General features: G+C 61.7%; 25 protein-coding genes. 5 read left to right on the forward strand and 20 right to left on the reverse strand.

Annotated elements, in window-relative coordinates; translation table 11 throughout:
• Nucleotides 1-57 precede the first annotated feature (57 nt).
• Nucleotides 58-1275 carry an argininosuccinate synthase gene (locus PVV54_RS05640; RefSeq protein ID WP_274908990.1) on the forward strand — a complete coding sequence of 406 codons (1218 nt, stop codon included), beginning with the start codon at nt 58-60 and terminating at the stop codon, nt 1273-1275.
• 58 nt (nt 1276-1333) lie between these two features.
• Here PVV54_RS05640 and PVV54_RS05645 read toward each other — a convergent pair whose 3' ends face one another.
• On the reverse strand, nt 1334-1822 hold the full coding sequence (locus PVV54_RS05645; protein WP_274908991.1) for a hypothetical protein: 489 nt from the start codon (nt 1820-1822) through the stop codon (nt 1334-1336).
• 374 nt (nt 1823-2196) lie between these two features.
• Between PVV54_RS05645 and PVV54_RS05650 the strand changes: the two genes are divergently transcribed.
• On the forward strand, nt 2197-2823 hold the full coding sequence (locus PVV54_RS05650; RefSeq protein WP_274908992.1) for a response regulator transcription factor: 627 nt from the start codon (nt 2197-2199) through the stop codon (nt 2821-2823).
• Between the two features lie 45 nt (nt 2824-2868).
• Here the strand turns inward: PVV54_RS05650 and PVV54_RS05655 are convergent, their stop codons facing one another.
• From PVV54_RS05655 to metG, 7 genes are all read right to left on the reverse strand, one after another.
• Nucleotides 2869-3045, reverse strand: a complete 177-nt coding sequence (locus tag PVV54_RS05655) for a PA3496 family putative envelope integrity protein (RefSeq protein ID WP_274908993.1) — start codon at nt 3043-3045, stop codon at nt 2869-2871.
• A gap of 104 nt (nt 3046-3149) precedes the next feature.
• Nucleotides 3150-3788 carry an endonuclease III gene (gene nth, locus PVV54_RS05660; protein WP_274908994.1) on the reverse strand — a complete coding sequence of 213 codons (639 nt, stop codon included), beginning with the start codon at nt 3786-3788 and terminating at the stop codon, nt 3150-3152.
• Nucleotides 3789-3792: 4 nt separating this feature from the next.
• Nucleotides 3793-4317 (reverse strand): Rnf-Nqr domain containing protein, encoded by a 525-nt coding sequence (locus PVV54_RS05665; protein WP_274908995.1) that lies wholly within the window; start codon nt 4315-4317, stop codon nt 3793-3795.
• Nucleotides 4310-4912: an RnfABCDGE type electron transport complex subunit G gene (locus PVV54_RS05670; protein ID WP_274908996.1), complete on the reverse strand. Its 603-nt coding sequence runs from the start codon at nt 4910-4912 to the stop codon at nt 4310-4312. The genes PVV54_RS05665 and PVV54_RS05670 overlap by 8 nt, the downstream gene beginning before the upstream one ends.
• A complete protein-coding gene (locus PVV54_RS05675; protein WP_274908997.1) occupies nt 4909-5886 on the reverse strand; it encodes an RnfABCDGE type electron transport complex subunit D in 978 nt (325 codons plus the stop codon). The genes PVV54_RS05670 and PVV54_RS05675 overlap by 4 nt, the downstream gene beginning before the upstream one ends.
• Nucleotides 5883-6431: an Rnf-Nqr domain containing protein gene (locus PVV54_RS05680; protein WP_274908998.1), complete on the reverse strand. Its 549-nt coding sequence runs from the start codon at nt 6429-6431 to the stop codon at nt 5883-5885. The genes PVV54_RS05675 and PVV54_RS05680 overlap by 4 nt, the downstream gene beginning before the upstream one ends.
• Nucleotides 6432-6522: 91 nt before the next feature.
• Complete coding sequence (gene metG / locus PVV54_RS05685) at nt 6523-8562, reverse strand: methionine--tRNA ligase (protein ID WP_274908999.1); 2040 nt, start codon at nt 8560-8562, stop codon at nt 6523-6525.
• Nucleotides 8563-8719: 157 nt separating this feature from the next.
• Between metG and apbC the strand changes: the two genes are divergently transcribed.
• The gene (gene apbC, locus PVV54_RS05690; protein WP_274909000.1) at nt 8720-9814 is read left to right on the forward strand and encodes an iron-sulfur cluster carrier protein ApbC; all 1095 of its coding nucleotides are present in this window, start codon (nt 8720-8722) and stop codon (nt 9812-9814) included.
• Nucleotides 9815-9882: 68 nt separating this feature from the next.
• Here apbC and PVV54_RS05695 read toward each other — a convergent pair whose 3' ends face one another.
• Nucleotides 9883-10092, reverse strand: coding sequence for a cold-shock protein (locus PVV54_RS05695; RefSeq protein ID WP_016488765.1), 210 nt, complete (start codon nt 10090-10092; stop codon nt 9883-9885).
• 328 nt (nt 10093-10420) lie between these two features.
• Here PVV54_RS05695 and dcd point away from each other — a divergent pair, with 328 nt between their 5' ends.
• Together dcd and PVV54_RS05705 are read left to right on the forward strand one after the other, a co-directional pair.
• On the forward strand, nt 10421-10987 hold the full coding sequence (gene dcd, locus PVV54_RS05700; RefSeq protein WP_008096785.1) for a dCTP deaminase: 567 nt from the start codon (nt 10421-10423) through the stop codon (nt 10985-10987).
• 95 nt (nt 10988-11082) lie between these two features.
• On the forward strand, nt 11083-11310 hold the full coding sequence (locus PVV54_RS05705) for a hypothetical protein (RefSeq protein ID WP_274909001.1): 228 nt from the start codon (nt 11083-11085) through the stop codon (nt 11308-11310).
• Here the strand turns inward: PVV54_RS05705 and pdeM are convergent, their stop codons facing one another.
• The 11 genes from pdeM to PVV54_RS05760 form a co-directional block, all read right to left on the reverse strand.
• Nucleotides 11311-11970, reverse strand: a complete 660-nt coding sequence (gene pdeM, locus PVV54_RS05710) for a ligase-associated DNA damage response endonuclease PdeM (RefSeq protein ID WP_274909002.1) — start codon at nt 11968-11970, stop codon at nt 11311-11313.
• On the reverse strand, nt 11967-14420 hold the full coding sequence (locus tag PVV54_RS05715; RefSeq protein WP_274909003.1) for a ligase-associated DNA damage response DEXH box helicase: 2454 nt from the start codon (nt 14418-14420) through the stop codon (nt 11967-11969). Before PVV54_RS05715 ends, pdeM begins: the two co-directional genes overlap by 4 nt.
• Nucleotides 14421-14488: 68 nt before the next feature.
• Complete coding sequence (locus PVV54_RS05720) at nt 14489-15604, reverse strand: succinylglutamate desuccinylase/aspartoacylase family protein (protein WP_274909004.1); 1116 nt, start codon at nt 15602-15604, stop codon at nt 14489-14491.
• Nucleotides 15605-15685: 81 nt separating this feature from the next.
• Nucleotides 15686-17341, reverse strand: coding sequence for an ATP-dependent DNA ligase (locus tag PVV54_RS05725; protein ID WP_274909005.1), 1656 nt, complete (start codon nt 17339-17341; stop codon nt 15686-15688).
• Nucleotides 17338-18354 (reverse strand): ligase-associated DNA damage response exonuclease, encoded by a 1017-nt coding sequence (locus PVV54_RS05730; RefSeq protein ID WP_274909006.1) that lies wholly within the window; start codon nt 18352-18354, stop codon nt 17338-17340. Before PVV54_RS05730 ends, PVV54_RS05725 begins: the two co-directional genes overlap by 4 nt.
• A 288-nt stretch (nt 18355-18642) precedes the next feature.
• Nucleotides 18643-21084, reverse strand: coding sequence for a penicillin acylase family protein (locus tag PVV54_RS05735; RefSeq protein WP_274909007.1), 2442 nt, complete (start codon nt 21082-21084; stop codon nt 18643-18645).
• A gap of 127 nt (nt 21085-21211) precedes the next feature.
• Nucleotides 21212-21415: an SEC-C metal-binding domain-containing protein gene (locus PVV54_RS05740; RefSeq protein WP_012313055.1), complete on the reverse strand. Its 204-nt coding sequence runs from the start codon at nt 21413-21415 to the stop codon at nt 21212-21214.
• Between the two features lie 7 nt (nt 21416-21422).
• On the reverse strand, nt 21423-21899 hold the full coding sequence (locus PVV54_RS05745; RefSeq protein WP_274909008.1) for an LEA type 2 family protein: 477 nt from the start codon (nt 21897-21899) through the stop codon (nt 21423-21425).
• 4 nt (nt 21900-21903) lie between these two features.
• Complete coding sequence (locus PVV54_RS05750; RefSeq protein WP_274909009.1) at nt 21904-23049, reverse strand: acyltransferase family protein; 1146 nt, start codon at nt 23047-23049, stop codon at nt 21904-21906.
• A 60-nt stretch (nt 23050-23109) separates the two neighbouring features.
• Nucleotides 23110-23583 carry a YchJ family protein gene (locus PVV54_RS05755; RefSeq protein WP_274909010.1) on the reverse strand — a complete coding sequence of 158 codons (474 nt, stop codon included), beginning with the start codon at nt 23581-23583 and terminating at the stop codon, nt 23110-23112.
• A 2-nt stretch (nt 23584-23585) separates the two neighbouring features.
• On the reverse strand, nt 23586-24080 hold the full coding sequence (locus PVV54_RS05760) for a DUF6231 family protein (protein ID WP_274909011.1): 495 nt from the start codon (nt 24078-24080) through the stop codon (nt 23586-23588).
• Nucleotides 24081-24205: the final 125 nt, after the last annotated feature.

Below are 24205 nucleotides of genomic sequence, written 5' to 3' on the forward strand. Positions count from 1 at the left end.
TTGTCGGCAAGGCCGGTAGACTCTGGCCTTTTCCGTACAACCCCGTGGAGTGATGGCATGGCGGACGTAAAAAAGGTCGTACTGGCGTATTCCGGCGGCCTTGATACTTCGGTGATTCTCAAGTGGCTGCAAGATACCTACAACTGCGAAGTGGTGACCTTCACCGCTGACCTGGGTCAGGGCGAAGAGGTCGAGCCGGCCCGCGCCAAAGCGCAGGCAATGGGTGTCAAAGAGATCTACATCGACGACCTGCGCGAAGAATTCGTGCGTGACTTCGTCTTCCCGATGTTCCGCGCCAACACCGTCTACGAAGGCGAGTACCTGCTGGGTACTTCCATCGCTCGCCCGCTGATCGCCAAGCGCCTGATCGAAATCGCCAACGAAACCGGCGCCGACGCCATTTCCCACGGTGCAACCGGCAAGGGCAACGACCAGGTCCGTTTCGAACTGGGCGCCTACGCGCTCAAGCCCGGCGTCAAGGTTATCGCGCCATGGCGTGAGTGGGACCTGCTGTCCCGCGAGAAGCTGATGGACTACGCCGAGAAGCACGGTATCCCGATCGAGCGCCACGGCAAGAAGAAGTCGCCGTACTCGATGGACGCCAACCTGCTGCACATCTCTTATGAAGGCGGCGTGCTGGAAGACACTTGGACCGAGCACGAAGAAGACATGTGGCGTTGGAGCGTCTCTCCGGAGAACGCACCGGATGTCGCTACCTACATCGAGCTCACCTATCGCAATGGTGACATCGTCGCCATCGATGGTGTCGACATGAGCCCAGCCACCGTGCTGGCCGAACTGAACCGCATTGGCGGCGCCAACGGTATCGGCCGTCTGGACATCGTCGAGAACCGTTACGTAGGCATGAAGTCGCGCGGCTGCTACGAAACCCCGGGCGGCACCATCATGCTCAAGGCACACCGTGCCATCGAGTCGATCACCCTGGACCGCGAAGTCGCTCACCTGAAAGACGAGCTGATGCCGAAGTACGCCAGCCTGATCTACACCGGCTACTGGTGGAGCCCGGAGCGCCTGATGCTGCAGCAGATGATCGACGCTTCCCAGGTCAACGTTAACGGTGTTGTGCGCCTGAAACTGTACAAAGGCAATGTCATCGTTGTCGGCCGCAAGTCGGACGACTCGCTGTTCGATGCCAACATCGCGACCTTCGAGGAAGATGGCGGTGCTTACAACCAGGCTGACGCTGCCGGCTTCATCAAATTGAATGCACTGCGCATGCGCATCGCAGCCAACAAGGGCCGCGGTTTGCTTTAAGCCATTGCAGGCATGAAAAAACCGGCTTCGGCCGGTTTTTTCATGCCTGCAAATCAGGTCAACTCTTCAAATGCGCCGCATTGGGTGGAAGTTCCCCCGCGGACAGCCTGAAGCACAATTGTTTGTCCAAGTTGCAAAACACCCAGTTGCCGCCTGTGTCAGGTGTATGTGTAAGCGCTTGCAATACTTGTTGCTCGATCATTTTTTGAGCATCCGGACCGGACAGCATGACGGTGACTGGATCCGCCGCGTGGTTGAAATGCATTCGGCCAGGTTCGGCGTGAGGCGACTGTGAAAAGAGCGGTGAATGGGCCATTGCATGAGCCGCGACAGGTTCATGCTCCGGCTTGTAAAGTGATTTGTAATTAAAATTAAGTGTAAGAAAAAATAACGCAGTAAGAAAAAACGGGAATCCCACCAGAAACCACGTGTATAGGCTTTGGCTTTCTTCGCTGAGAAACGGCAGTGTTGCCAGCGCGGAGGATTCAATGATGCCGGCGAAGACAGCAATAATGGTCAACGGAGCTACGGGTTGTCTTGTCGTCATGATGAGGGCCCTCCTGCGGTTGCCTCATCAATATCCTAGTGTTGCTCTCGACTAAATTGTGGAGTCTTTCCGGGGTATTCATTCGCTTGCCGTGCTTTACCGTGCGTGCAGCGCCGGGCTGCACTGGTAGAGGGTAATCCTTGATGTTGATGTTTAATTCATCAAAAGAGGCTGGAAAACGGAAACTTGAGCGTGCTTGTGATCTCACTTGGCCCGTAGTTGAGCGGGGCTACTTATTTTTGTAGGAAATTTCCTAAACAGACGTAAGGCTGATCTATTCGTGTATTTGAGCGAGAAATTGACACGCCATTGGGTGTGTTGCTCGGTTATGGTGAGGTGTCGTCAAAGCAAAATAATGAATGAATGGATATCGCATGAATAAAGTCCTAATCGTGGATGACCACCCGGTCATACGCTTGGCAGTGCGCATGCTGATGGAGCGGCATGGCTACGATGTGGTCGCGGAAACCGACAACGGCGTAGCAGCCTTGCAACTTACCAGGGAACACTTGCCCGACATCGTGGTACTGGATATCGGCATTCCCAAACTCGACGGGCTCGAAGTCATCGCCCGCATGGCTTCGGCCAGCCCGGGTAGCCGGGTACTGGTGCTGACATCGCAAGCCCCCGGCCACTTCTCGATGCGTTGCATGCAGGCAGGGGCTTCAGGCTATGTGTGCAAGCAGCAGGAACTGACAGAGCTGCTCAGCGCCATCAAGGCCGTGCTCTCTGGTTACAGCTATTTCCCAAACCAGGCATTGCACAAGTCGCGGGGGCGTGTGGGCGGCGCCAGCGAACAGGAAATGGTCGATCGCCTGTCGGCCAGGGAAATGATGGTGCTGCAACAATTGGCGCGCGGGAAATCAAACAAGGAGATTGCCGATAGCATGTACCTCAGCAACAAGACCGTCAGCACCTACAAGACCCGCCTGCTGCTCAAGCTCAATGCCCACTCACTGGTGGACCTGATTGAACTGGCTCAGCGGCATGGCATAACTTGACCCCCAAAAAGCAGAAAGCCTCCGAGAGGGAGGCTTTCTGTTTGGCTACAAGTCGTAGTCGAAATCGGTGAGTTGCCTTTTCAGGCGTCGCTCTTCAAGGAGGTTGTCAATGGTGCGGCGTTTGCTCAGGTTGGTTTTCGCGGTTTCCACCTGCGGCTCCGCTTCATCATCAGCGGTGGCAAAGTCATCTTCGATCGACAGTTCGTCTTTATCGGTACTCATGAGTCGCTCCAAGCCAAAGGGCCATTGGCCGTCCTTATAGCGAGAAAGCGAAGCCCGGTAAAAAAGATTTTTTCAATCACCCCGCGCAAATTTTCGCAAGCTTATCAATCGTCAGATGTCTTCTGCTTGTACTCGCACAGGTCCTCGATGCGGCAACTACCACAGCGGGGCTTGCGCGCCTGGCACACGTAGCGCCCATGCAGGATCAGCCAGTGATGAGCATCGAGTAGATAATCCTTGGGCACGAACTTGAGCAGTTTCTTCTCCACCTCCAGCACGTTTTTGCCCGGTGCGATACCCGTGCGGTTGCTGACCCTGAAGATATGGGTGTCTACCGCCATGGCAGGCTGGCGGAACGCGGTGTTGAGCACCACGTTGGCAGTTTTGCGGCCTACCCCCGGCAATGCTTCCAGCGCCTCGCGAGTGTCAGGTACCTCACCGTTGTGGCGTTCGATCAACAGGCGGCAGGCCTCGATCACGTTCTTGGCTTTGCTGTTGTACAGCCCGATGGTCTTGATGTACTCGCTCAGGCCTTCGACCCCCAGTGCATAGATGGCCTGCGGTGTATTGGCTACCGGGAACAACCTGGCTGTGGCTTTGTTAACGCCAACATCGGTGGCCTGCGCCGAAAGGGTCACGGCAACCAGCAACTCGAATGGCGTGGTGTAGGCCAGTTCGGTTTTCGGATCGGGATTGTCTTCGTGCAGCCTGCGAAAAATCTCCAGACGTTTGGCAGCATTCATGGGTTCAGCGCTTTCCTTGACGACATGAGGGGAGTGCCCCCGGATGCAGCCAATTGTACAAGGCCAGCAGCACTGCGAGCAGCAACAGTCCGCCTGCTGGCAGTGATGCCAGGTGCACGCCAAGCCCTTCGGCCAGCCCTTGGCGCATGGCTCCCAGCAGCAGGGTGGTTGCCAGCAGTGCGCACAGGTACTTCAGTAACTGCCGGTAGCGGTTCTCGCGGGGTAGCAGGGCATCCGTGGCCAGGCATTGCAGGGCGACAAGTGTGGGGAAAAAGCTCAAGCTAATGGCCAGTGGCAATGCCCAGGCGCTTAGCGCCATTTGCAGGCAACTGGTCAGGCCTGCAACCAGCAACAGGTTCGCCAGCGTGCACAGGCTACCCTCGAGCCTGTTACGCAACAAGCCAAGGAAAGTTTGATGAAGCGCAATCAGCGTGATCATGGCCAAGCCCGTGACAACTGCCTGGCTAAATGTCTGCGTGCCCCCCAGCAAGGGGGCGAGGCTCACCGCCAGCAAGCAGAAACTATTCATGCGCTGAGGTTCCAAGCAGCAGGGTGCGATGTTGGTCGAAGTAGCGCAGTGCCTCCTGCTGCGCCACGATCACGGCGCGTGATGTGACCGTCGCGCCGGCCAGCTGGTCAAAATCACCTTGATCACGCTTGAGTGCCCAGCGATCGCTCAGGCCACGATTGGCGAACTGCGACAGCCAACTGGCCTGTGGGTCGGTGATGCGTCCGCCCAGGCCCGGGCTTTCCCGCTGTTCTATCACGCGTGTGCCCATCAAGCGTCCATCCGCGCGGACGGCGATTGCCAGCCGGATGGGCGCGGCATAACCCTGTACTTCGCTCACAAACAGCACGGCCACAGCTGCCGTGCCTTGCATCGCTCGGTAGGCGGCGGTGATTCGGCTTTGGGGCGGTTGGTCGGTGGGAAGGGGAATAGGCGTGTCCAATGGCTTGTTGTCATAGCTTGTTGCCGGCAGCACAGCCAGAAACTGACGGGCCTTCCATTGTTGCAAGGCTTCTGTGGCCGGACCTTGGGTAAATTGTTGCCAGAGCAGTGTCACACCCAGGGACAGGCCGGCAACCAACAGCAGCCAAGCGATGTTACGTGCAACTCGCTTCATCGTGCGGCCTGCTGGCGCGCTGCGGCAAGGCGATCGAGTGCCGGCACCATGAGGTTCATCAGCAAAATGGCGAAGGCAGTGCCGTCCGGGTAACTGCCCCAGGTGCGAATCAGATAAATCAGCGTGCCTACGCCCAGCCCGAACATCAACTTGGCCTGGTTGCTTTTCGGGCCTGAGACTGGCTCTGTGGCAATGAAGAACGCCGCCAGCATCGTCGACCCGGAAAACAGATGCAGCAGGGGCGAACCATGGGAGTCTGACCCTGAACCGTTCCACGCCAACAAGCTGAACACGAACAAAGCTGCCAGAACACCCGCTGGCGTGTGCCAACTGCAGACCTTGCGCTGTAACAGCAACAACCCGCCCAGCAGAAACGTCAGGTTGACCCATTCCACGCCACGGCCCCCGAGAGAGCCAAACCCCGGGTGGCTGGCAAACAGTTCTTCAACGGTCAGGCTGCGGTTATGACGCAGGGCGTCCAGTATGGTCGGGCTGGCCCAGGCGTCAATTTTGCCCGCGTTGCCGAACACCGGCGCCAAGCTGTCGATAAAGCCGGGCGCCTGAGCCGGCCACTGATTCATCTGCAAGGGGAAGCTCAACAGGACGAATGCGAACCCGACCATGGCTGGGTTGAACGGGTTGCGGCCAACACCGCCGAAGGCATGTTTGCCAATAGCGATGGCGGCAATGGCGGCAATCGTTGGCAACCACCATGGTGCCAAGGCCGGCAGCGCAACCGCCAGCAGTACGGCGGTAACCAGTGCGCTGCCGTCGCTCAATGTCGGCAGCACCGGTTGTTTGCGCAGCGTCAGCAACGCGGCTTCGCAAACGGCGGCACTGGCCGCGCACAACAACAGGTTGAACAGCATGCCCCAGCCATGCAGCCACAATGAGGCCAGCAAGCCTGGTACGCAGGCCACCAGCACCACTCCCATTGCACTGCGTAGCCGAGGATCAGCCTGGATGGAGTTCATTGCATGAACAACCCGTTGAACCCGGAAAATGCCATCACCATGACGCCAGCGCCTATAAGGGCCAGCGGCAATCCCTGCAGGGCGTGAGGAACATCATCGTGGTCGCCGCGTTGCAGCAAGTCGTCGAACAGGGCAAGCGCCAGCCAGAACCCCAGCCCGGACAGAATGCTTGCGCCCAGCGTTGCAAAGCCCCCCGTCGAATTGTCGATGATGTGCAGTGTCAGCCCCAGCACCAAGGCATTGGTCATCACCGGCAATGCCAGCCCAGCGGTGGGCCAGCCCGGCCGTAATCTGCCCAGCCCTGCGGGTACGGCATAGGCAATCAACGCCAGCCAAGGCAGCAACAGAAACAATTGCAGGCCCTGCAACTGCATAGGCACCACAACGATTCGCTCAAGCATGCAGCCACCGCTGACGCCAAGCACGGTCGCAAGCGCACACGCCAGGCCGAACACATGCAGCCGCAGCCGCGAAACCGGCTGTTGCAGCATGTAGAGAGAGCTGACCAGCGCGGCACTGACCAGAACCAGGACGTAGTCGTTCATGCTAATGACGATAGCCGGGAAACACACGATGTGTCCGGCAATAAAGGGCGTGCAAAACAAAAGCCCCGGCGCAAAGGCCGGGGCTGGGATATTACTTGATACGTTGGCCTGGCTTGGCGCCGCTGTCCGGGCTGAGCAGGTAGATTTCCTCGCCGCCAGGGCCTGCGGCCATGACCATGCCTTCAGACACGCCAAAGCGCATTTTGCGCGGTTTTAGGTTGGCTACCATCATGGTCAGGCGGCCTTCCAGCTTGGACGGGTCGGGGTAGGCCGACTTGATGCCCGAGAACACGTTGCGGCGCTCGTCACCGATGTCCAGCGTCAGTTGCAGCAGCTTGTCGGCGCCTGGCACAGCCTCTGCCTTGACGATCAGCGCCACGCGCAGGTCGACAGCGGCGAAGGTGTCGAACTCGATTTCGGCCGAGAGCGGGTCTTTGGCCAGTTCGCCGTTGCCGGCCGGGGCTTTGGCTTCAGCGGCCAGCAGGTCTTCCTTGCTGGCGGCAACCATGGCTTCGACCTTGGCTGGCTCGATGCGGCTCATCAGCGCCTTGAACGGGTTCAGCTGATGGTTTTCCAGGCGGGTCAGGTGGTCGTTCCAGGTCAATGGCGCGACATTGAGGAAAGCCTCGGCGTCGGCGGCCAGCACCGGCAGTACCGGTTTGAGGAAGATCACCAGCTGGCGGAACAGGTTGATGCCTTGGGCGCAGATGGCCTGCACTTCATCCTGCTTGCCTTCCTGCTTGGCCAGCGACCACGGCGCCTTGTCGGCGATCCAGGCATTGGCACGGTCGGCCAGTGCCATGATTTCACGCATGGCGCGGCCGAAGTCGCGGCCTTCGTACGCTTCAGCGATGGATGGGGCGGCAGTAAGGAACGCTTCGGTCAGTTCTGGTGCAGCATCACCGGCAACCATTACGCCGTCATTGCCCTTGTGAATGAAACCGGCGCAGCGGCTGGCGATGTTGACCACTTTGCCAACCAGGTCAGAGTTGACCTTCTGTACGAAGTCTTCGAGGTTCAGGTCCAGGTCGTCGACGCCACGGCCAAGCTTGGCCGCGTAGTAGTAACGCAGGTATTCCGGCTGCAGATGATCCAGATAGGTGCGAGCTTTGATGAAGGTGCCGCGCGACTTGGACATCTTGGCGCCGTTGACGGTCAGGTAGCCGTGCACGTTGACCGCGGTTGGCTTGCGGAAGCCCGCGCCTTCGAGCATTGCTGGCCAGAACAGGGCGTGGAAGTTGACGATGTCCTTGCCGATGAAGTGGTACAGCTCGGCCTTGGAACCCTCGCTCCAGAACGCATCGAAGTCCAGCTCCGGGCGGCGGGCGCACAGGTTATTGAAGCTGGCCATGTAGCCGATCGGGGCGTCCAGCCACACATAGAAGTACTTGCCTGGCTCGCCCGGGATTTCGAAGCCGAAGTACGGCGCATCACGGGAAATGTCCCACTCCTGCAGGCCCGAATCCAGCCACTCGGCCAGCTTGTTGGCCACGGCGTCCTGCAGCGTGCCGCTGCGGGTCCACTGCTGCAGCATGGCCTGGAAGTCCGGCAGCTTGAAGAAGAAGTGCTGCGAATCGCGCAATACCGGAGTGGCACCGGAAATCGCCGACTTGGGGTTTTTCAGTTCGGTCGGGGCGTAGGTGGCGCCGCACTTCTCGCAGTTATCGCCGTACTGGTCTTCGGCCGCGCATTTCGGGCAGGTGCCCTTGATGAAACGGTCTGCCAGGAACATGCCCTTTTCAGGGTCGAAGTACTGGGTCACCGAACGGGTGGCGATGTGCCCGGCGTCGCGCAGGCGGGAGTAGATCAAGCTCGACAGCTCGCGGTTTTCGTCGCTGTGGGTCGAGTGGAAGTTGTCGAAGTCCACCAGGAAGTCGGCGAAATCGCCGCTGTGCTCGGCCTGAACGTTGGCGATCAGTTGCTCCGGGGTGATGCCTTCTTTCTCGGCGCGCAGCATGATTGCCGAACCGTGGGCGTCGTCGGCGCAGACGTAGATGCACTGGTTACCGCGCAGCTTCTGGAAGCGCACCCACATGTCCGTCTGGATGTACTCCAGCATATGGCCCAGGTGAATGGAACCGTTGGCATAGGGCAGGGCGCTTGTAACGAGAATCTGACGTGGCTCGGACATGGTGGCTCGGCTACTTATTTGGCTCGGGTAAAAATGAAGGGTGATCGGCAACTATAAAGGGCTGGCGAATATATTTCACCCCAAGGACGCATCTGCTGACGATTGACGGGTTAGGATAGGCGCCTGTTTGACTATTTGTTTGCCAATGGGAGCCTCCATGAGTGCCGTCACCCGTGCCGCCGTCGAAGGCGCGCTTCGCCAGTACACCGACCCTTACCTGAACCAGGACCCGGTCAGCGCCGGCTGCGTGCGGGCCATCGAAATCCAGGGCGGGCAGGTTACCGTGCAGTTGCAATTGGGCTACGCCGCGGGCCTGTTCAAGAACGGTTGGGCGCAGGTGTTGCAGACTGCCGTCGAGAACCTTGAAGGGGTCACGTCGGCACAGGTTTCGATCGACTGCGTGGTGGCTGCCCATAAGGCCCAGGCCCAAGTGCCTGCCATGGCCAATGTGAAGAACATCATCGCCGTGGCATCCGGCAAGGGCGGCGTCGGCAAGTCGACCACGGCTGCCAACCTGGCGCTGGCGCTGGCACGCGAGGGTGCCCGCGTGGGTATTCTCGATGCCGATATCTACGGCCCCAGCCAGGGTGTGATGTTCGGCATCCCCGAAGGCACCCGCCCGCAGGTGCGCGAGCAGAAGTGGTTCGTGCCGATCAAGGCCCATGGTGTGGAAGTCATGTCCATGGCTTTTCTCACCGACGACAACACGCCGATGGTGTGGCGTGGCCCGATGGTCTCCGGCGCGCTGCTGCAACTGGTCACGCAAACCGCTTGGGATGACCTGGACTATCTGGTGATCGATATGCCGCCGGGCACCGGTGATATTCAGCTGACCCTGGCGCAGAAAGTGCCGGTAGCCGGCTCGGTGATCGTTACCACCCCTCAGGACCTGGCGCTGCTGGATGCCAAAAAGGGCGTGGAGATGTTCCGCAAGGTCAACATCCCGGTGCTGGGGGTCGTGGAGAACATGGCTGTGCACATCTGCTCCAACTGCGGCCACGCCGAGCACCTGTTCGGTGAGGGTGGTGGTGAAAAGCTGGCAGCGCAGTATGGCGTTGACCTGCTGGCCTCCCTGCCGTTGTCCATGTTGATTCGCGAGCAGGCCGACAGCGGCAAGCCCACGGCGATCGCCGAGCCGGAAAGCCAGATAGCCATGGTTTACCAGGAGCTGGCGCGCCAGGTCGGTGCGCGGATTGTGCTGCAGGAAGCAGCGGCACCGGCGATGCCGAGCATTACCATCAGCGAAGATTGATCGTTGTGGGAGCATAAAAAAACCCGCCAGAAGGCGGGTTTTTTTTGAAAGCAGGAAGCTAAATCGACTTAGGCGATTTGAACTTCTTCAGCCTGCATGCCTTTCTGGCCGCGGGTAGCGACGAAAGTAACAGCTTGGCCTTCTTTCAGGGTTTTGAAGCCGTCAGCTTGGATGGCTTTGAAGTGCACGAACAGGTCGTCGCCCGACTGAGGGGTGATGAAGCCGTAGCCTTTCTCATCGTTGAACCACTTAACGGTACCGGATTGACGGTTGGACATTTTTCTGTCTCCTTGGACAATTTGTTAACGGTCAGGAAAATTCCTGGCCGGGACTGAGCGCAAAGAGAGCAGAAAATTCAGCGATGGGCCGATCAGGATCGTGCATCAAACTAGAGATTCTCGGTGTCACGTGCAGCACAGTGGCGCCACCTTAACCCACTTTCCGCAAGCTGCCAATCTCCAAGATGGGGTTTGATGAAATTCAGATCGGCGGTGGCCGCAAGCCCCGTCCGGCGCGGGATACGGTATGGAACTTTAACCTGAGCGCCGAGGCCGGTAAGATGCGCCTTTCGTTTTTCACCTCGCAACTCTTCAGGACACCCCCGCCATGAGCATCAAATCGGACAAGTGGATTCGCCGCATGGCGCAGGAACACGGCATGATCGAGCCGTTCGTCGAGCGCCAGGTGCGCGGTGAGCAAGACAGCCGGGTCATCTCCTTTGGCGTCTCCAGCTACGGCTATGACGTGCGCTGCGCCGACGAATTCAAGGTGTTCACCAACATCAACTCGGCCACCGTCGACCCGAAAAACTTCGACGCGGGCAGCTTCGTCGACGTCAAGAGCGACGTTTGCATCATCCCGCCGAACTCCTTCGCCCTGGCCCGCACCGTCGAGTACTTCCGCATCCCGCGCAACGTGCTGACGATCTGCCTGGGCAAAAGCACCTACGCCCGCTGCGGCATCATCGTCAACGTCACCCCGCTGGAGCCTGAGTGGGAAGGCCACGTGACCCTGGAGTTCTCCAACACCACCACCTTGCCGGCGAAAATCTACGCCAACGAAGGTGTGGCGCAGATGCTCTTCCTGGAGTCCGACGAGGAGTGCGAAGTGTCCTACAAGGACCGTGGCGGCAAGTATCAGGGCCAGCGCGGCGTCACCCTGCCACGCACCTGAACCGACGAGCGCGGGGAATTCCCCGCGCCTCTGGCACTCCAACGGAGTAACTGCCGGTGTGCATGACGTGCACTGGCGCCCGTCAGGAGCCGCCAATGAAACTCCATCCTGCAATCAGCGCGAAGCTGGCTGTGCTGCAACCCAATCAGGTGGGGTTGTTGCCATGGTCGTTGCTGGCCCATCCGCTGCCGTTATCGGCGGGCGGGGTTCCACATCAGCCCGACCCCGATACCCCGCAGCCGCCAGAACCTGGCGAGCACCCGCCCATGGAGCCGGGGGAGCCGACATTACCTGACGAGCCCCCTCCAGCACCGGTGGCCTGATCACTCCGCCACGGTCCAGACTTGATCCGCGCCTGTCGGGAAAATCCGCCTGCCAGGTGCGCGCTCCATATCCCATCCGCCCGTGAACTCACCGAAAGCGGGCAGCAGGCTGACTTGGCTTTGCATCACGAAACAGCGCAACCTCAAGCGCTGCCTGGCGCGGCCGCGCAACGTGAAAACAGGATGGACGTGGCCGGCCAGCACCGGGCGCTCGGGGTGTGGCGTTGGCTCATGCTGCAGGGCGAAAGGGCCTAACAACCAAGGTTCATCGTGGACTTCGATGTTCAACTCGCCAGGTGGATCACCCGCGTGGCGGTCGTGGTTACCCCGTATCAGCCGCACATGCAGGCATGGATGCCGGTTGCGCCACGCCTGCAGCAAAGCCATGGTGGCAGGCGTGCGGGCGGCGCGGGCGTGCAGGAAGTCGCCCAGAATGATCAGTTGTTCGCAGTCATGGGTGGCCAGCAAACTGTCCAGGCGTTGCAGTGTGGCAGCGGTGGTGCCCTTCGGGACGGGCTGGTGAAGGGCTCGATAGCTGGCCGCTTTGCCAATATGCACATCGGCCACCAGCAAGGCGCGCTGTGCCGGCCAGTAAATGGCGCGATCCGCTAACAACCATAATGTTTCAGCGCAGTGCTCGATACTCAGGTGTCCATTCATGGTTGTCGATTCGCTGCTTTTTCAAGGTCGGTGACCATGCGTGCGATGCGGTCTGCCAGTTTCTCGGTGCTGAGTGTTTCACGCATCCCTTCGACCAACAGGGTGAAGGCAAGTGGGCTTGGGTGGTGCAGGTGCTTGAGCTCCAGCCGCAAGCCCTGCATTTTCAGAAGTTGCCGGTGCAGGCGTTCTATATCCAGCTCTTCGCGCAAAATTTCATCCCGTGCCTGGCCAAGCAGCAGGTTGCCAGGGTCATGCTTGCGAAATACTTCATAGAACAACCCGCTGGAGGCCTGAATCTGTCGGGTGCTTTTTTGCGCTGACGGGTAGCCGCCAAATACCAAACCAGCAATCTGGGCGATTTCCCGAAAGCGCCGCAAGGCCATTTCTCCGGCATTGAGGCTGGCCAGCACATCCTCCAGCAGTGCTTCGACAGACAGTACCCCGGGCAAATATCTCGCCCAGTCCACTTCACTGGGGCTGAGCAGTTCGAAGCCATAGTCACTGACAGCTATCGAAACAGACAATGGCTGCACGCGGCTGACCCGCCAGGCAATCAGGTTGGCCAGGCCCAAGTTGGCCATGCGCCCGGCAAACGGATACAGAAACAGGTGTGAGCCTTGGCGTGTGGTCAGCGTTTCGGCCAGCAGCGTTCGGGTGGTTGGCAAGGCCGACCACTGGGCCTGTAATGCAAGCAGTGGGCGCACTGCGCGCATTTCTGGCCCGTCATGCTGCCCATGGGCGGCGGCATCCAGTTGTGCAACCAGCGCATCGGCCAACTCGCTGGACAATGGCATGCGCCCGCCATTCCACCGCGCCACCGCGGCCTTGCGGGCCGTGCTGCGGCGCACATAGGCGGTCATGTTTTCCACGCGTACCAATTCCAGCACGCGCCCCGCGAACACCAGCGTATCGCCGGGGCGAAGCCGCGCAATGAACGCCTCCTCGACGCTGCCCAGGGTTTTGCCACCACCGCCCTTGCTCCAGAATTTAAGCTGCAGGCTGGCTTCGCTGACGATGGTGCCGATGCCCATGCGATGGCGGCGTGCCAGGCGCTCGCTGGCCACCCGCCACACACCGTCGGGGTGGGCTTCGACACGTTGGTAGTCCGGGTAGGCGCTCAGTGAGCTGCCTCCATGGCAAACGAAATCCAACGCCCATTGCCACTGGCTGTCACGCAGTTCGCGAAAGGCCCAGGTGCTGCGAACTTCCGCCAGCAGTTGCCGGGGTTGAAAGCCGCTGCCCAAGGCCATGCTGACCAAATGCTGGACCAGAACGTCCATGCACAAGCGCGGTGAATGGCGAGCCTCGATATGGCCTGCCGCCACAGCGTTGCGGGCGGCTGCGGCCTCCACCAGTTCAAGGCTGTGGGTCGGCACCAGGGTGATACGGGACTGACGCCCCGGCGCATGGCCCGAGCGCCCGGCGCGTTGCAGCAGGCGCGCGATGCCCTTGGCGGAGCCTATCTGCAACACCCGCTCGACCGGCAGAAAGTCCACGCCCAGATCCAGGCTGGAAGTGCACACGACCGCCTTTAGTGCGCCTTGCTTGAGATTAAGCTCCACCCAGTCGCGGGTTGCCCTGGCCAGCGACGCATGATGCAGGGCGATTAGCCCGGCCCAGGCGGGGCGGGCGTCCAGCAGCGCCTGGTACCAAAGCTCGGCCTGGGCCCGGGTATTGGTAAACACCAGGCTGCTGGCGCTGGCCTCAAGCTCCAGGGCCACGGGTTCCAGCATTTTCAGGCCCATGTGGCCGGCCCAAGGGAAGCGCTCAATGGCTGGCGGTAGCAACGTGTCGACGAGCAGCTGCTTGTCCTGGCGCCCTTTTACCAGGCGCCCGCCCTGGGGCAGCAACACATCCAGGGCGTGTGGCAGGTTGCCAAGCGTGGCGGACAAGCCCCAGGTCACCAGCCCGAGTTGCCAGCGCCGCAGGCGGGCGAGTGCCAATTGCAGCTGTACCCCGCGCTTGTTGCCAAGCAACTCATGCCATTCATCCACCACCACCAGGCGCAGGCTGCGAAAATCCTCCTGCGCCTGGGCCCTGGTCAACAGGAGGGTGAGGCTTTCGGGCGTGGTGATCAGCGCGCTGGGCAGGCGTCGGGCCTGGCGCGCGCGTTCAGCGCTGCCGGTGTCGCCGCTGCGTACACCAACGCTCCAGTTCAGGCCCAGCTCGGCAAGCGGTAACTGCAGTGCCCGGGCAGTATCGGCGGCCAGCGCCCGCATCGGCGTCACCCACAGCACTTGCAGTGGCGCCGGCTGCTGCGAGGACGCCGGGCGGGCATAGGCACGCAAGGCGGCGAGCCACACCGCATAGGTTTTGCCAGCGCCGGTGCTGGCATGCAACAACCCGGATTCGCCGCGCCCGACCGCCGCCCATACCTGCCGCTGAAAGGCAAAGGGCTTCCAGCCGCGTGCGGCGAACCAGGCATTGGCGATGTCTGTGTTGGCGGTCATACGGGCAAACGGTCCGTCGAAGGTTGTGCTTCTTCAGACTGCTGGCCCGCGTGATTGGTTTTACCGGGTCAATTGGCCAGTAAGTAGCCGCTGCGGCAGACCTGCTCGCCGGCGACATGGGCGATGACCATGCCCGCAGTCGCCATGCGCCGTACGCTGCGCGCATACAACAAACCTGGCTGGCTGTTGCGCAACGGCGTGACCCGGTCGCTGAGCGGGTCGATGATTTCGGCGATCAACTGTCCGGCCTCCAGAAGCTGGCCTGGGCGAGCGTGGTAAACCAGCAAGCCGCCCAATGGCGCCGATATCGGCTCGACCGCTGCCAGTGGCGTGGCGGTGCGGGGGAGAGGTGGCAGGGGCGCGGCTGTCCCGTCGATGACGCCAAGGTGCGTCAGGTAGTCGAGAATGGCCTGGCAATCCTTGCTCGCCAGCGCATGGCTGACGTCGGCCTGGCCTCGCAGCTCGACCGTTACGGCCACGCTACCCAGCGGAATCGGGAAGCGTTTGGCAAAGCGTTGCTGCAACTGCCACCAGACCAGGCTGAAACATTCGTCGAATGACTGACCGCCCGAATCAGTGGCCAGCAGGCTGGCCTGTGCACCCAGATAGCGAGCCAGCGGTTCGACCTGCGGCCATGCCTCTGGTGTGGTGTAAAGGTGTTCGACGGCCTCGAAGTCGCAATGCAGGTCCAGCACCAGGTCGGCATCGCAGGCCAGCCGTTGCAGGGTCAGGCGTTGCGCTTGCAGGGGGGTATGGGCCGGGTGCGCATCCAGGCCGCGACGCAGGTATTCGCGGATCAAGGCCAGGTTGTGCTCGGGGTCTTGGGTCAGATGACCCTCGATCTGGTCGCCGATAGTGTCGGAAAGGTCGACGAACTTGCGGTTGAAGTTTTCGCCACTTTGCAGCTCGAATCGCCCCAGCGGTGCATCCAGCAGCACTTGTTCCAGCCCTACCGGGTTGGCCACCGGCACAAGGGTGATCTCGCGGCGCAGGCGCCCTTGTTGCTCCAGCTCGGCCAGGCGTTGCTTCAGGTGCCAGGCCACCAGCATGCCCGGCAGTTCGTCCGCGTGCAGCGAGGCCTGGATATAGACCTTGGCGCCACCGCGCGGGCCGAAGTGGAAGCTGTGCAGTTGGCGGGTCACGCCGGGTACGGGGGAGAGCAGGTCGTGGGTTGAGTGGTGCATGGTGGTCCTGGCTTTGAGGCGATTACGGGCTGCGAGAGAGAGATAGAAGCATAATTTTGCCAACTGTGCCCGCAAGCATGCCTACGCCAGCAGTGCTTGCAGCGTTGCCAGGTCGTCGGCTTCGTCTACCGGTTTGTCGTGGCGCCAGCGCAACATGCGCGGGAAGCGCACTGCAATGCCGCTTTTGTGGCGTTTTGACAAGGCGATGCCCTCGAAACCCAGTTCGAACACCAGTGTAGGGGTTACGCTGCGCACCGGGCCGAAGGTTTCCACTGTGGTCTTGCGGATGATGGCATCGACCTTGCGCATTTCTTCATCGCTCAGACCCGAGTAGGCCTTGGCGAAGGGCACCAGCGCACGGTTCGCCGTGCCAGCAGGCGCATTCCAGACGGCAAAGGTGTAATCACTGTACAGGCTGGCCCGCCGCCCGTGCCCACGCTGGGCATAGATCAGCACGGCATCGACGCTGAAAGGGTCGATCTTCCACTTCCACCAGGTGCCCATGTCCTTGGTCCGGCCTACGCCATAAAGCCCCTGCTTTTGTTTGAGCATCAGCCCTTCCACGCCCATGCGTCGTGACTGCTCGCGTTGAAGTGCGAGGGCGTGCCAGTCGGCGCCTTCAAGCAAGGGTGACAGCAGCACCGGGGCCAAGGGGTGATCGGCTACCAACTGCTCAAGTTGCTGGCGGCGCGCTTGCTGCGGCCGGTTGCGCCAGTCCTCGCCTTGCCACTCCAGCAGGTCGTAGGCCTGCAGCACGACTGGAGCATCGGCCAGCAGCTTCTTGCCCAATGTTTTCCGGCCGATGCGCTGTTGCAGCAGGGCAAAGGGCTGAACCGCCACTTCATCGGTTGCTGCTGGCTTCCAGACCAGTATTTCCCCGTCGATCACCACGCCGTCGGGCAGATTTTGAGCCAGGCCGTGCAGTTCGGGAAAGCGATCGGTGACCAGCTCTTCACCTCGCGACCAGATCCACAACTGGCCCTCGCGTTTGACTGCTTGGGCGCGGATGCCATCCCACTTCCACTCAATTTGCCATTCACCTGGGGGGCCGAGCAGGTCGTCGAACTGTTCAGTGGGGGCCTGCAGCGGATGGGCCAGAAAGAACGGGTAGGGCTGGCCGCCGCGCTGGCTATGTTCATCCGCCGATTCGGGGGCGATCAGTTTGCGGTAGCTTGCCGCCGTGGGGCGGTGGCCGAAGTCGGTGTAGCCGACCATGCGCTGGGCCACGCGCTTGGGGTCCAGGCCAGCCACTTGCGCCAGGGCGCGGGTGACCAGCAGTTTCGACACGCCAACGCGAAAGCTGCCGGTGATCAGCTTCAGGCACAGCATCAGGCTGGGCCGGTCCAGGCGAGCCCACAGCAACGGTAACTGATGCGCGATGGCTTCGGCGGGCTGGCCCCTGAGGGGAAGCAAATATTGCTCGACCCAATGTGCCAGGCCGTCCTGGTCGTCTTGCGCGGTTTCCGGTAGCAGCAACGAAATGGTCTCGGCCAGGTCGCCCACGGCTTGATAGCTTTCTTCGAACAGCCATTCCGGCACGTTCGCCTGTGCAGTGGCCAGTTCGCGCAGCAGGCGGGTGGGCACCAGCTGACGTGGTCGGCCGCCAGCCAGAAAGTACACCGCCCAGGCGGCATCGTCGGAGGGTGCATGGCTGAAGTAGCCGCGCAGGGCGTCGAGCTTGGCGTTGCTGGAGGTGGTGGCGTCCAGTTGTTGGTAAAGCGCTGCAAAGGCTTTCATGGGGTGACGTCCGTGGCCGGTGCTTCATCCTCATCGCCGTATTCGGTGTTGAACCCTCGGGCGTCCAGGCCTTGCTCGCTGAGGTAGCGCACCAGCACGTTGACCGAACCATGGGTGACCATCACCCGTTCGGCACCGGTCTGGCCGATTGCCCACAGCAGGCCAGGCCAGTCGGCGTGGTCCGAGAGCACGAAACCACGGTCCACACCCCGGCGCCTGCGTGTGCCGCGCAGGCGCATCCAGCCGCTGGCAAAGGCGTCGCTGTAGTCGCCGAAGCGGCGCATCCACGTGCTGCCGGCAGCAGAGGGCGGGGCCAGCACCAGGGCTTGGCGCATCAAGGGGGCGTTGCGCGGGATGTCCCCGGCGTAAAGGGTATCTGGCAGAGCCACCCCGGCTTCCCGGTAAACCCGGTTCAACGGCTCGACGGCGCCATGCACCAGAATCGGCCCGATGCTGGCGTCCAGGCCATAGAGAATTCGCTGGGCCTTGCCGAAGGCGTAGCAGAACAGCACGCAGGCCTTGCCTTGGTCGCGGTTGAGCCGCCACCACGCGTTGATTTCAGCGAACACCTCAGCTTGGGCGGGCCAGCGGTAGATGGGCAGGCCAAAGGTCGACTCGGTGATAAAGGTGTGGCAGCGCACAGGCTCGAACGGCGCGCAGGTGCCATCAGGCTCGACTTTGTAATCGCCAGACGCCACCCAGACTTCCCCACCGTACTCCAGGCGCACTTGCGCCGAGCCCAGCACATGGCCGGCTGGGTGCAGGCTCAGCGTCACGCCGTGGTGCTGGATGCGTTCGCCGTAGGCCAAGGTTTGCAGGTCGATGCCCTGGCCCAGGCGGCTGCGCAGAATGCCCGCGCCCGGCGCGGCGGTCAGGTAGTGACGGTTGCCGGAGCGGGCATGGTCGCCATGGCCATGGGTGATGACCGCCCGATCAACCGGGCGCCAGGGGTCGATGTAGAAGTCACCGGGCGGGCAGTACAGGCCTTCGGGGCGAGCGATGACGAGGTCCATGGCGTGGCCGCTGGTTGGGGTTTCCAGTTAGGAGCGTTGTCGTGGACGGGAAGTTCGAACAGAGATCAAGTACGCCGCTTGCACACAGCGTAATGGTTAGCAGGGACTTGTAGGAGCGGCTTTAGCCGCGAACACCGGCGCAGCCGGTGCCATGCACCGCGGCGCCTGCTTCGCGGCTGAAGCCGCTCCCACAGGGTGCGCGGCGCACTTGCGGCCGCAGTTCAGCCCGGAAGAGGTGAGTGATCCCTGGAAAACCGTTGGCCTGTAGGCGCTCCAGCCGCGCAGCGCTTATTTGCCCGGCACTAGCGTCAGCCTCTGGCTCCCATATGCCCGCGCGAAGTTCTGCGGTTGCAGCGGCAAGCTCATGAACCGCCCCTTGAACCAGGCATCCAACCCATCGGCATAGTGCGCGCTGGCCGTGTTGCCGGATTGGCCGTTGCTGGTGAGTACCTGCAGCGGCTCTGCCTGGCTAAAATCGACGATCATGCGGGCCGAGGCCGGAAGGTCAGTGTTGAAGTCGCTGCCCCAGGCATAAGGCGTCAAGGCCACGGTGCTGAAGTCCCCGCCCGCTGCCAGCGGTGAACGGCTCTGCGTATCCCCCAGGCCATGGTAGGCAGGCGCCGGCCAGCGGTACTGGTGCAGCTTGCCCCACTGCCAGGCGCGGCGGTCGGCACCCAGTTGCGCGGTGCCCGCATCGACAGCCGCGGCCAGGCTGCGGGCGAGGATGGCGGGTTTGTCTTCTTTCTGGGGAGTGGTGCGGTCATCCCAGAACGGGCTGTCCTCGCGGCCGAGCAAATGGTCTGCCTGCGCAGAGTAGGACAGCCGTGCATTGCTGACGAACGCCTGCCAGGCCGCACCAGATTCCGGGCCCAGGTCGTCAAGGAACGTCTGCCGGGCCACTTCCTGAAGGAACAGTTCATACAGCGCTGCATCCGCCAACACCGGGCTCAAGCGCCCGTCGAAGGCCTTGAGGCGGGCCAGTGCATCCCGGGCCTTGTCACGCTGGGCCGCGGGCAAGGCGTCGATGGCCTGCTTGAGCGGCTGCGCCATGCCGGGGGCATCGAACATCTGCTTGAGCTTTTCAGCCAGCAAAGTCACCTGGTCGTTTTGCAGGGCCATCAGGCTGCGGCTGTCGTGCCGACCGTTGCCGGCCAGTTGTGCCAGCCGTTCTGCGCGTTCGGGGTAATACCAGGTGTTGGACAACTGCATGCCGTAGCCGCGCGGCAGGCTGCGCTGGTTGGCGTGGGCAATGAAACCGGTGGTCGGGTCCTGATCATAGGGGTGCAGCATGGCGTCGGCAAAGCCGTCCCAGTCGTAGCGCCCGTCCCAACCGGGGGAGGGCAACAGGCCCTGGCCTTCGCGACGGTTGGGGTAACGGCCACTGACTTGCCAGCCGATGTGCTCGGGCTCGGCAAAGACGAAGTTGAGTGCGGCAGCGGCCACTTCACGGGTGTTGTCGAAGGCACGCTCCACGTTTTTTGCGCGGGTCAGGTCGAACAGCGCATCCAGGCTGCGATCACCCTTGAGCTGCGGCAGGTTCAGCGCCAGGCCCAGGCTCGCGTTGCCCGGCTGAGCCAGCAGCGTACCGTGACGGGTGTCATACATCACTTCGCGTAGCGGGCGTTGGCCGCGCACGAAGAAGGTTTCGCTGCGCGCCCGGGCCGGTTGCCATTTGCCGTCGGCAAGGTAGCTGAGCTGGCTGCCTTGCTGGCGCAGCTGCTCCAGGTACAAGTCCTGGCTGTCTGCCATCACGGCGCTGCTGCTCCAGGCCAGCTTGCCGTTGTAGCCGGCCAGCACGATGGGCAGCCCCGGCAGGGAAAGGCCGGCCACCTGGTATTTGCCCGTGTGGATTTGCACCGGGCTCAAGGCCCATGCAGCGCGGCTGTCGCTTGCCAGCAGGCTCTTGCCGCCGCGGCTGCGTTGTGGCGCCAGGGCAAGGTTGGCGGAGCCCGGGCTGCCCAGCAGGCCAAGGTCGGCCAGCTTCTGGCTGGCGGCTGCCAGTGCAGGCAGGCCTGGTAATTGGCTGCTCAGGTTCACACCTTTGAGTTTTTCCACCTCGGCATCTGCCAGCGGCTCGTCGGGAGCGCCGGGCAGCAGCCAAGGGAGTTTGTCGCTGCCTACTTTTTGCGCCAGTGTCAGCGCGCTGAGTTCTTCCTGCAGGTTTACCGACTGGCTGAACGCGTACAGGCTGAAAATCAGCGCCGAATCTTCGGGCTTCCAGTATTCCGGGCGGTAGCCGCTGTTGGCGAGATCGGCCGGCAGTTTGTCGCGATAACGGAACAGGTAGGCGTTGACGCCGCGGGCATAGACCTCAAAGAAACGCTTGAGCCGAGGTGACGCGTCGGCGTATTGCTGGGCGGCATTCTGCTTCAGGTTGGCAGCGCGCATCAGGCGGTCGATGTCCAGTGCCTCGCTGCCGGCCAGTTCCGACAGGCGGCCCTGAGCCAGCAGGCGCATGGCGACCATCTGCCCGATGCGGTCACCGGCATGCACGTAGCCCAGGCTGAACAGAGCGTCATGGAAGCTGCTGCTTTCGATCAGCGGAGCGCCCATGGCGTTACGGCGGATCGACACGTTTTGCGCCAGGCCCTTGAGCGGTTGTACGCCCGTGGTCGGTGGCACGCTGTCCTGATAACCGCCCATTTGGCAACCGGCAAGCCCGAGCATGCCAAGCAAGGTGGCAGCGGTGGCGAACCGTGGGCGGAAGGGAGGAAAGACGAGGGCGGCCATGACGGGGGCTCCTGCAGGGCGTGGCGGGGTATTGAGAGGCGCTTAAGGTAGCATGCCGACGGGTTTTCGGCGCTGGTGAAATCGAGCGCCAACCGCGTGGCGCTCGATGGCTATCGGGTGTCTTGGCTCAGGCCCCGTGGCACTTCTTGAACTTCTTCTCACTGCCGCACGGGCACGGGTCGTTGCGGCCGACGTCCTTCAGGGCATTGCGCACCGGCTCCTGGTGGCCATGGTTGCAGTGCGGGCCGTGCACATGGCCGTGGTCGTGATCGTGGTGGTGATCGTGACCGTGGTTGCAATCAGGGCCATGGACATGGGGTTGTTGGGTCATTGCAGGGTTACTCCGGTATGAATTCACCGGGCATTATCTCACCACTGCGCGACAAGTGCAGGCTCCGGTAGATGAGCAGGCCGGTATTGAGCTCGCCCTGTAGCCGGTAATGCAGCGGTTCGCCGCTTTTGAGCAGCTTGGCCAGCGGTTTGAGCTGCTTCCACAGGTTGGTCCGGGCGGTGATCTTGAAGGTGCGTTTGGCATGGCCGCCCACACTGCGCCACACGCTGGCTTCGTCGTCCACCAGTTGCAGGTCGTTCAACCAGATGGCGTACTCCACGTTGCGGATGAACAGCCGGCTGTCGTTGGGGTTTTCGATGCGCAGGTGCAGCACGAACTCTTGCTCCAGCAGCTTCGCCTTGACCGTCTCGACCTTGACCAGGTGCACCTCGGGGTCGCGCCAGTCGTCACTTCCCCAGATGGCGCAGCCCGCAAGCTGGGTCAGGAAAAGGCTGATCAGAAGCAGGCGGGCCAGGTTTCTCACGGGTTCACGTCCGGGTGAGTACAGCGGCGTCGGGGCGCTTGAACTTGATCCGTCGGCTCCAAGCGATGGCAGGGCGCTCGAACAGCACATAGGCGACGGCTGCGAATGCGATACAAACCGCAATGATCAGCACCATTGCGATCAGGTCTGAAGCGATACCGCTTGGCATGAAGCGCCGGAAAACCCGCATGAACGAGCCCGTCACCGGTGAATGGAACAAATACAGGCTGTAGGAAATCAATCCGATCTTCTGCACCGGGTAGCTGGATAAGAAGCCCAGCGAGGCGGAGCGATTGACCAGGAAGCAAAAGCCAAGCCCAGTCAGCCCTGCAGCAATGGTAAATGAATTGCTGCTGGCAATACCGGTAAGCAGTACCAATGCACTGTAAGTGATGGCGATATGGCGGCTTTGCTTCGTGCCAGAAAGGGCTTGGGCACACAGCACACCGGCCATGAAACTGAACCAGAAGCCAATGAAACCACCTTGCCAACCGATCGACTGAACAAGCCCGGTAGGCCATAACAGCGCCAGGATTGCGCTGATCCAGATCGGAATGTTCCGGGCTTTGAACGCTTCGCCGCCGCCCGCGCGATCAGCCAGCCAGAGCATCACTGCGAAAGCGATATAAAACTGCACTTCGATACACAGCGTCCAGAACACCGTAATGATGTTGTCGATGCCGAGCACACCTTGCGCGAACGCCAGGTGCGCGAGAATGTCGGTGGTGCTGGGGAAACTCACCCCGCTTTGCCCCATCATCTGTTTAGTGGCAATGACCAGCAAGCCCAGGGCAATGGCGGCGTAGTAGGGCGGTGCCAGGCGCACCAGGCGGCGTGCGACAAAGTTGGCTGCGTTGACCGTGTTCATCTGCACGCGCGCGGTGGTCGTCGCCATCACGATGCCACTCAACACAAAAAAGATCGGCACGCCCAAATGGCCAGCATCGAAGATGGCGGCCTTTACCCAGTCCGGTATGGCGGCAAGCAGGGTTGGAATGTGGTTGCCTTCCGACAAGTGAAAAAGCACCACCCAGAAGGCTGCGAAACAGCGCAAGGCGTCAATCAAGGCCAGGCGATGCTTGTCGTCGGTGGTGATTCCACTCATGCCCGCGTCTCCTTTCGCCCGCCCCGGGTGTCGCTCTTTGGCCACTGAGCGCAAGCATAGCAGTTGGGGCAACGTGTCAATGGCAGACGCGGTGTTTGCCCACTCTTATGAAAGGTAACTGCTGCAGCATTTCTTGAACTTCTGCCCGCTCGCGCAAGGGCAAGGGTCGTTGCGCCCAGCCTTGAGCTCAACCGTCGGGTCGATGAAGTACCAGCGCCGGTCATGTTGCACGAAGGCCGAGCGCTCACGGTGCTGGTGATCGCCCTGGGCGTCGTGCCAGCGCGCGGTGAAGGTGACGAAGGCATGCTCAGGCTGGCCGCCGAGCACTTCGGCGCTTTCCACCTCAAGGCCCAGCCAGGTGCTTTGAGCGCTCCAGGCAGTAATGGCTTCGCGATCCAGCCCCGTTTGCTGCGCGGGCAGGGTGGTGGCGACCAGGTAATCGATCAGGCCCAGCACATAGGCGCTGTAGCGCGAGCGCATCAGCGCCTGTGCGTCTGGCGCCGGCGTACCCGCGTGGTAGTGCCCGCAGCAGGCGTCAAGCAAATTACCGCTGCCGCAAGGGCAAACCGAGACACTCATCATCACCACCAGTATTTGCCGAAGTTTTGAGGGTTGGCCCAGAACTTGGCGTTGAGCCAGTCCGGCACTTGTTTGTAGTCATGTAGATCATAGGTGAACAAGCTCAGCACCTGATCGTCACGGCGGAACTTCTCGCTGGCCGACAACGCCAGGGCGAAGAAGTCGGTGTCTTGCCAGCCACAGGCCTGCAGGTCGGCCAGCACGGCAACCCGGCTGGCATTGAGGTTACGAATGCCACCGAGCAGTTGCAGGCCGGTGCGCTTGGGCAGGTGTTCCAGGCAGTCCACCAGTACCGCCAGATCAAAGCGCTTGCCCGCCAGCTCGGCAGGCAGCGGGCCGGGGGCGCAGGTGTCGATCGTGACCTGCGGGTGGGCCTGGGCGAAGGCGTCCAGAGCAGGAAAACGTGTGCCTACAAGCAGCAGGCGCTGCGGGGTGAACTGCTCCAGCAGGGCCGCCAGGGCCTGCTGGGGTGTACGTTGGGAAAAACCGTCGGTCATTGCCAGTCCTCGTTCAGGTCGTCCAAGACTAGCGGGCTGTCGCCCGTGGGCATAGAGGCATATGACGGTGTCGTGGCTTATTGCTGGCAGAGATGGATGGCCCGGTCTTTACTCCCAGAGATCGG

Origin of the sequence: Pseudomonas sp. PSKL.D1, from assembly GCF_028898945.1 — a bacterium.
Classification (GTDB): domain Bacteria; phylum Pseudomonadota; class Gammaproteobacteria; order Pseudomonadales; family Pseudomonadaceae; genus Aquipseudomonas.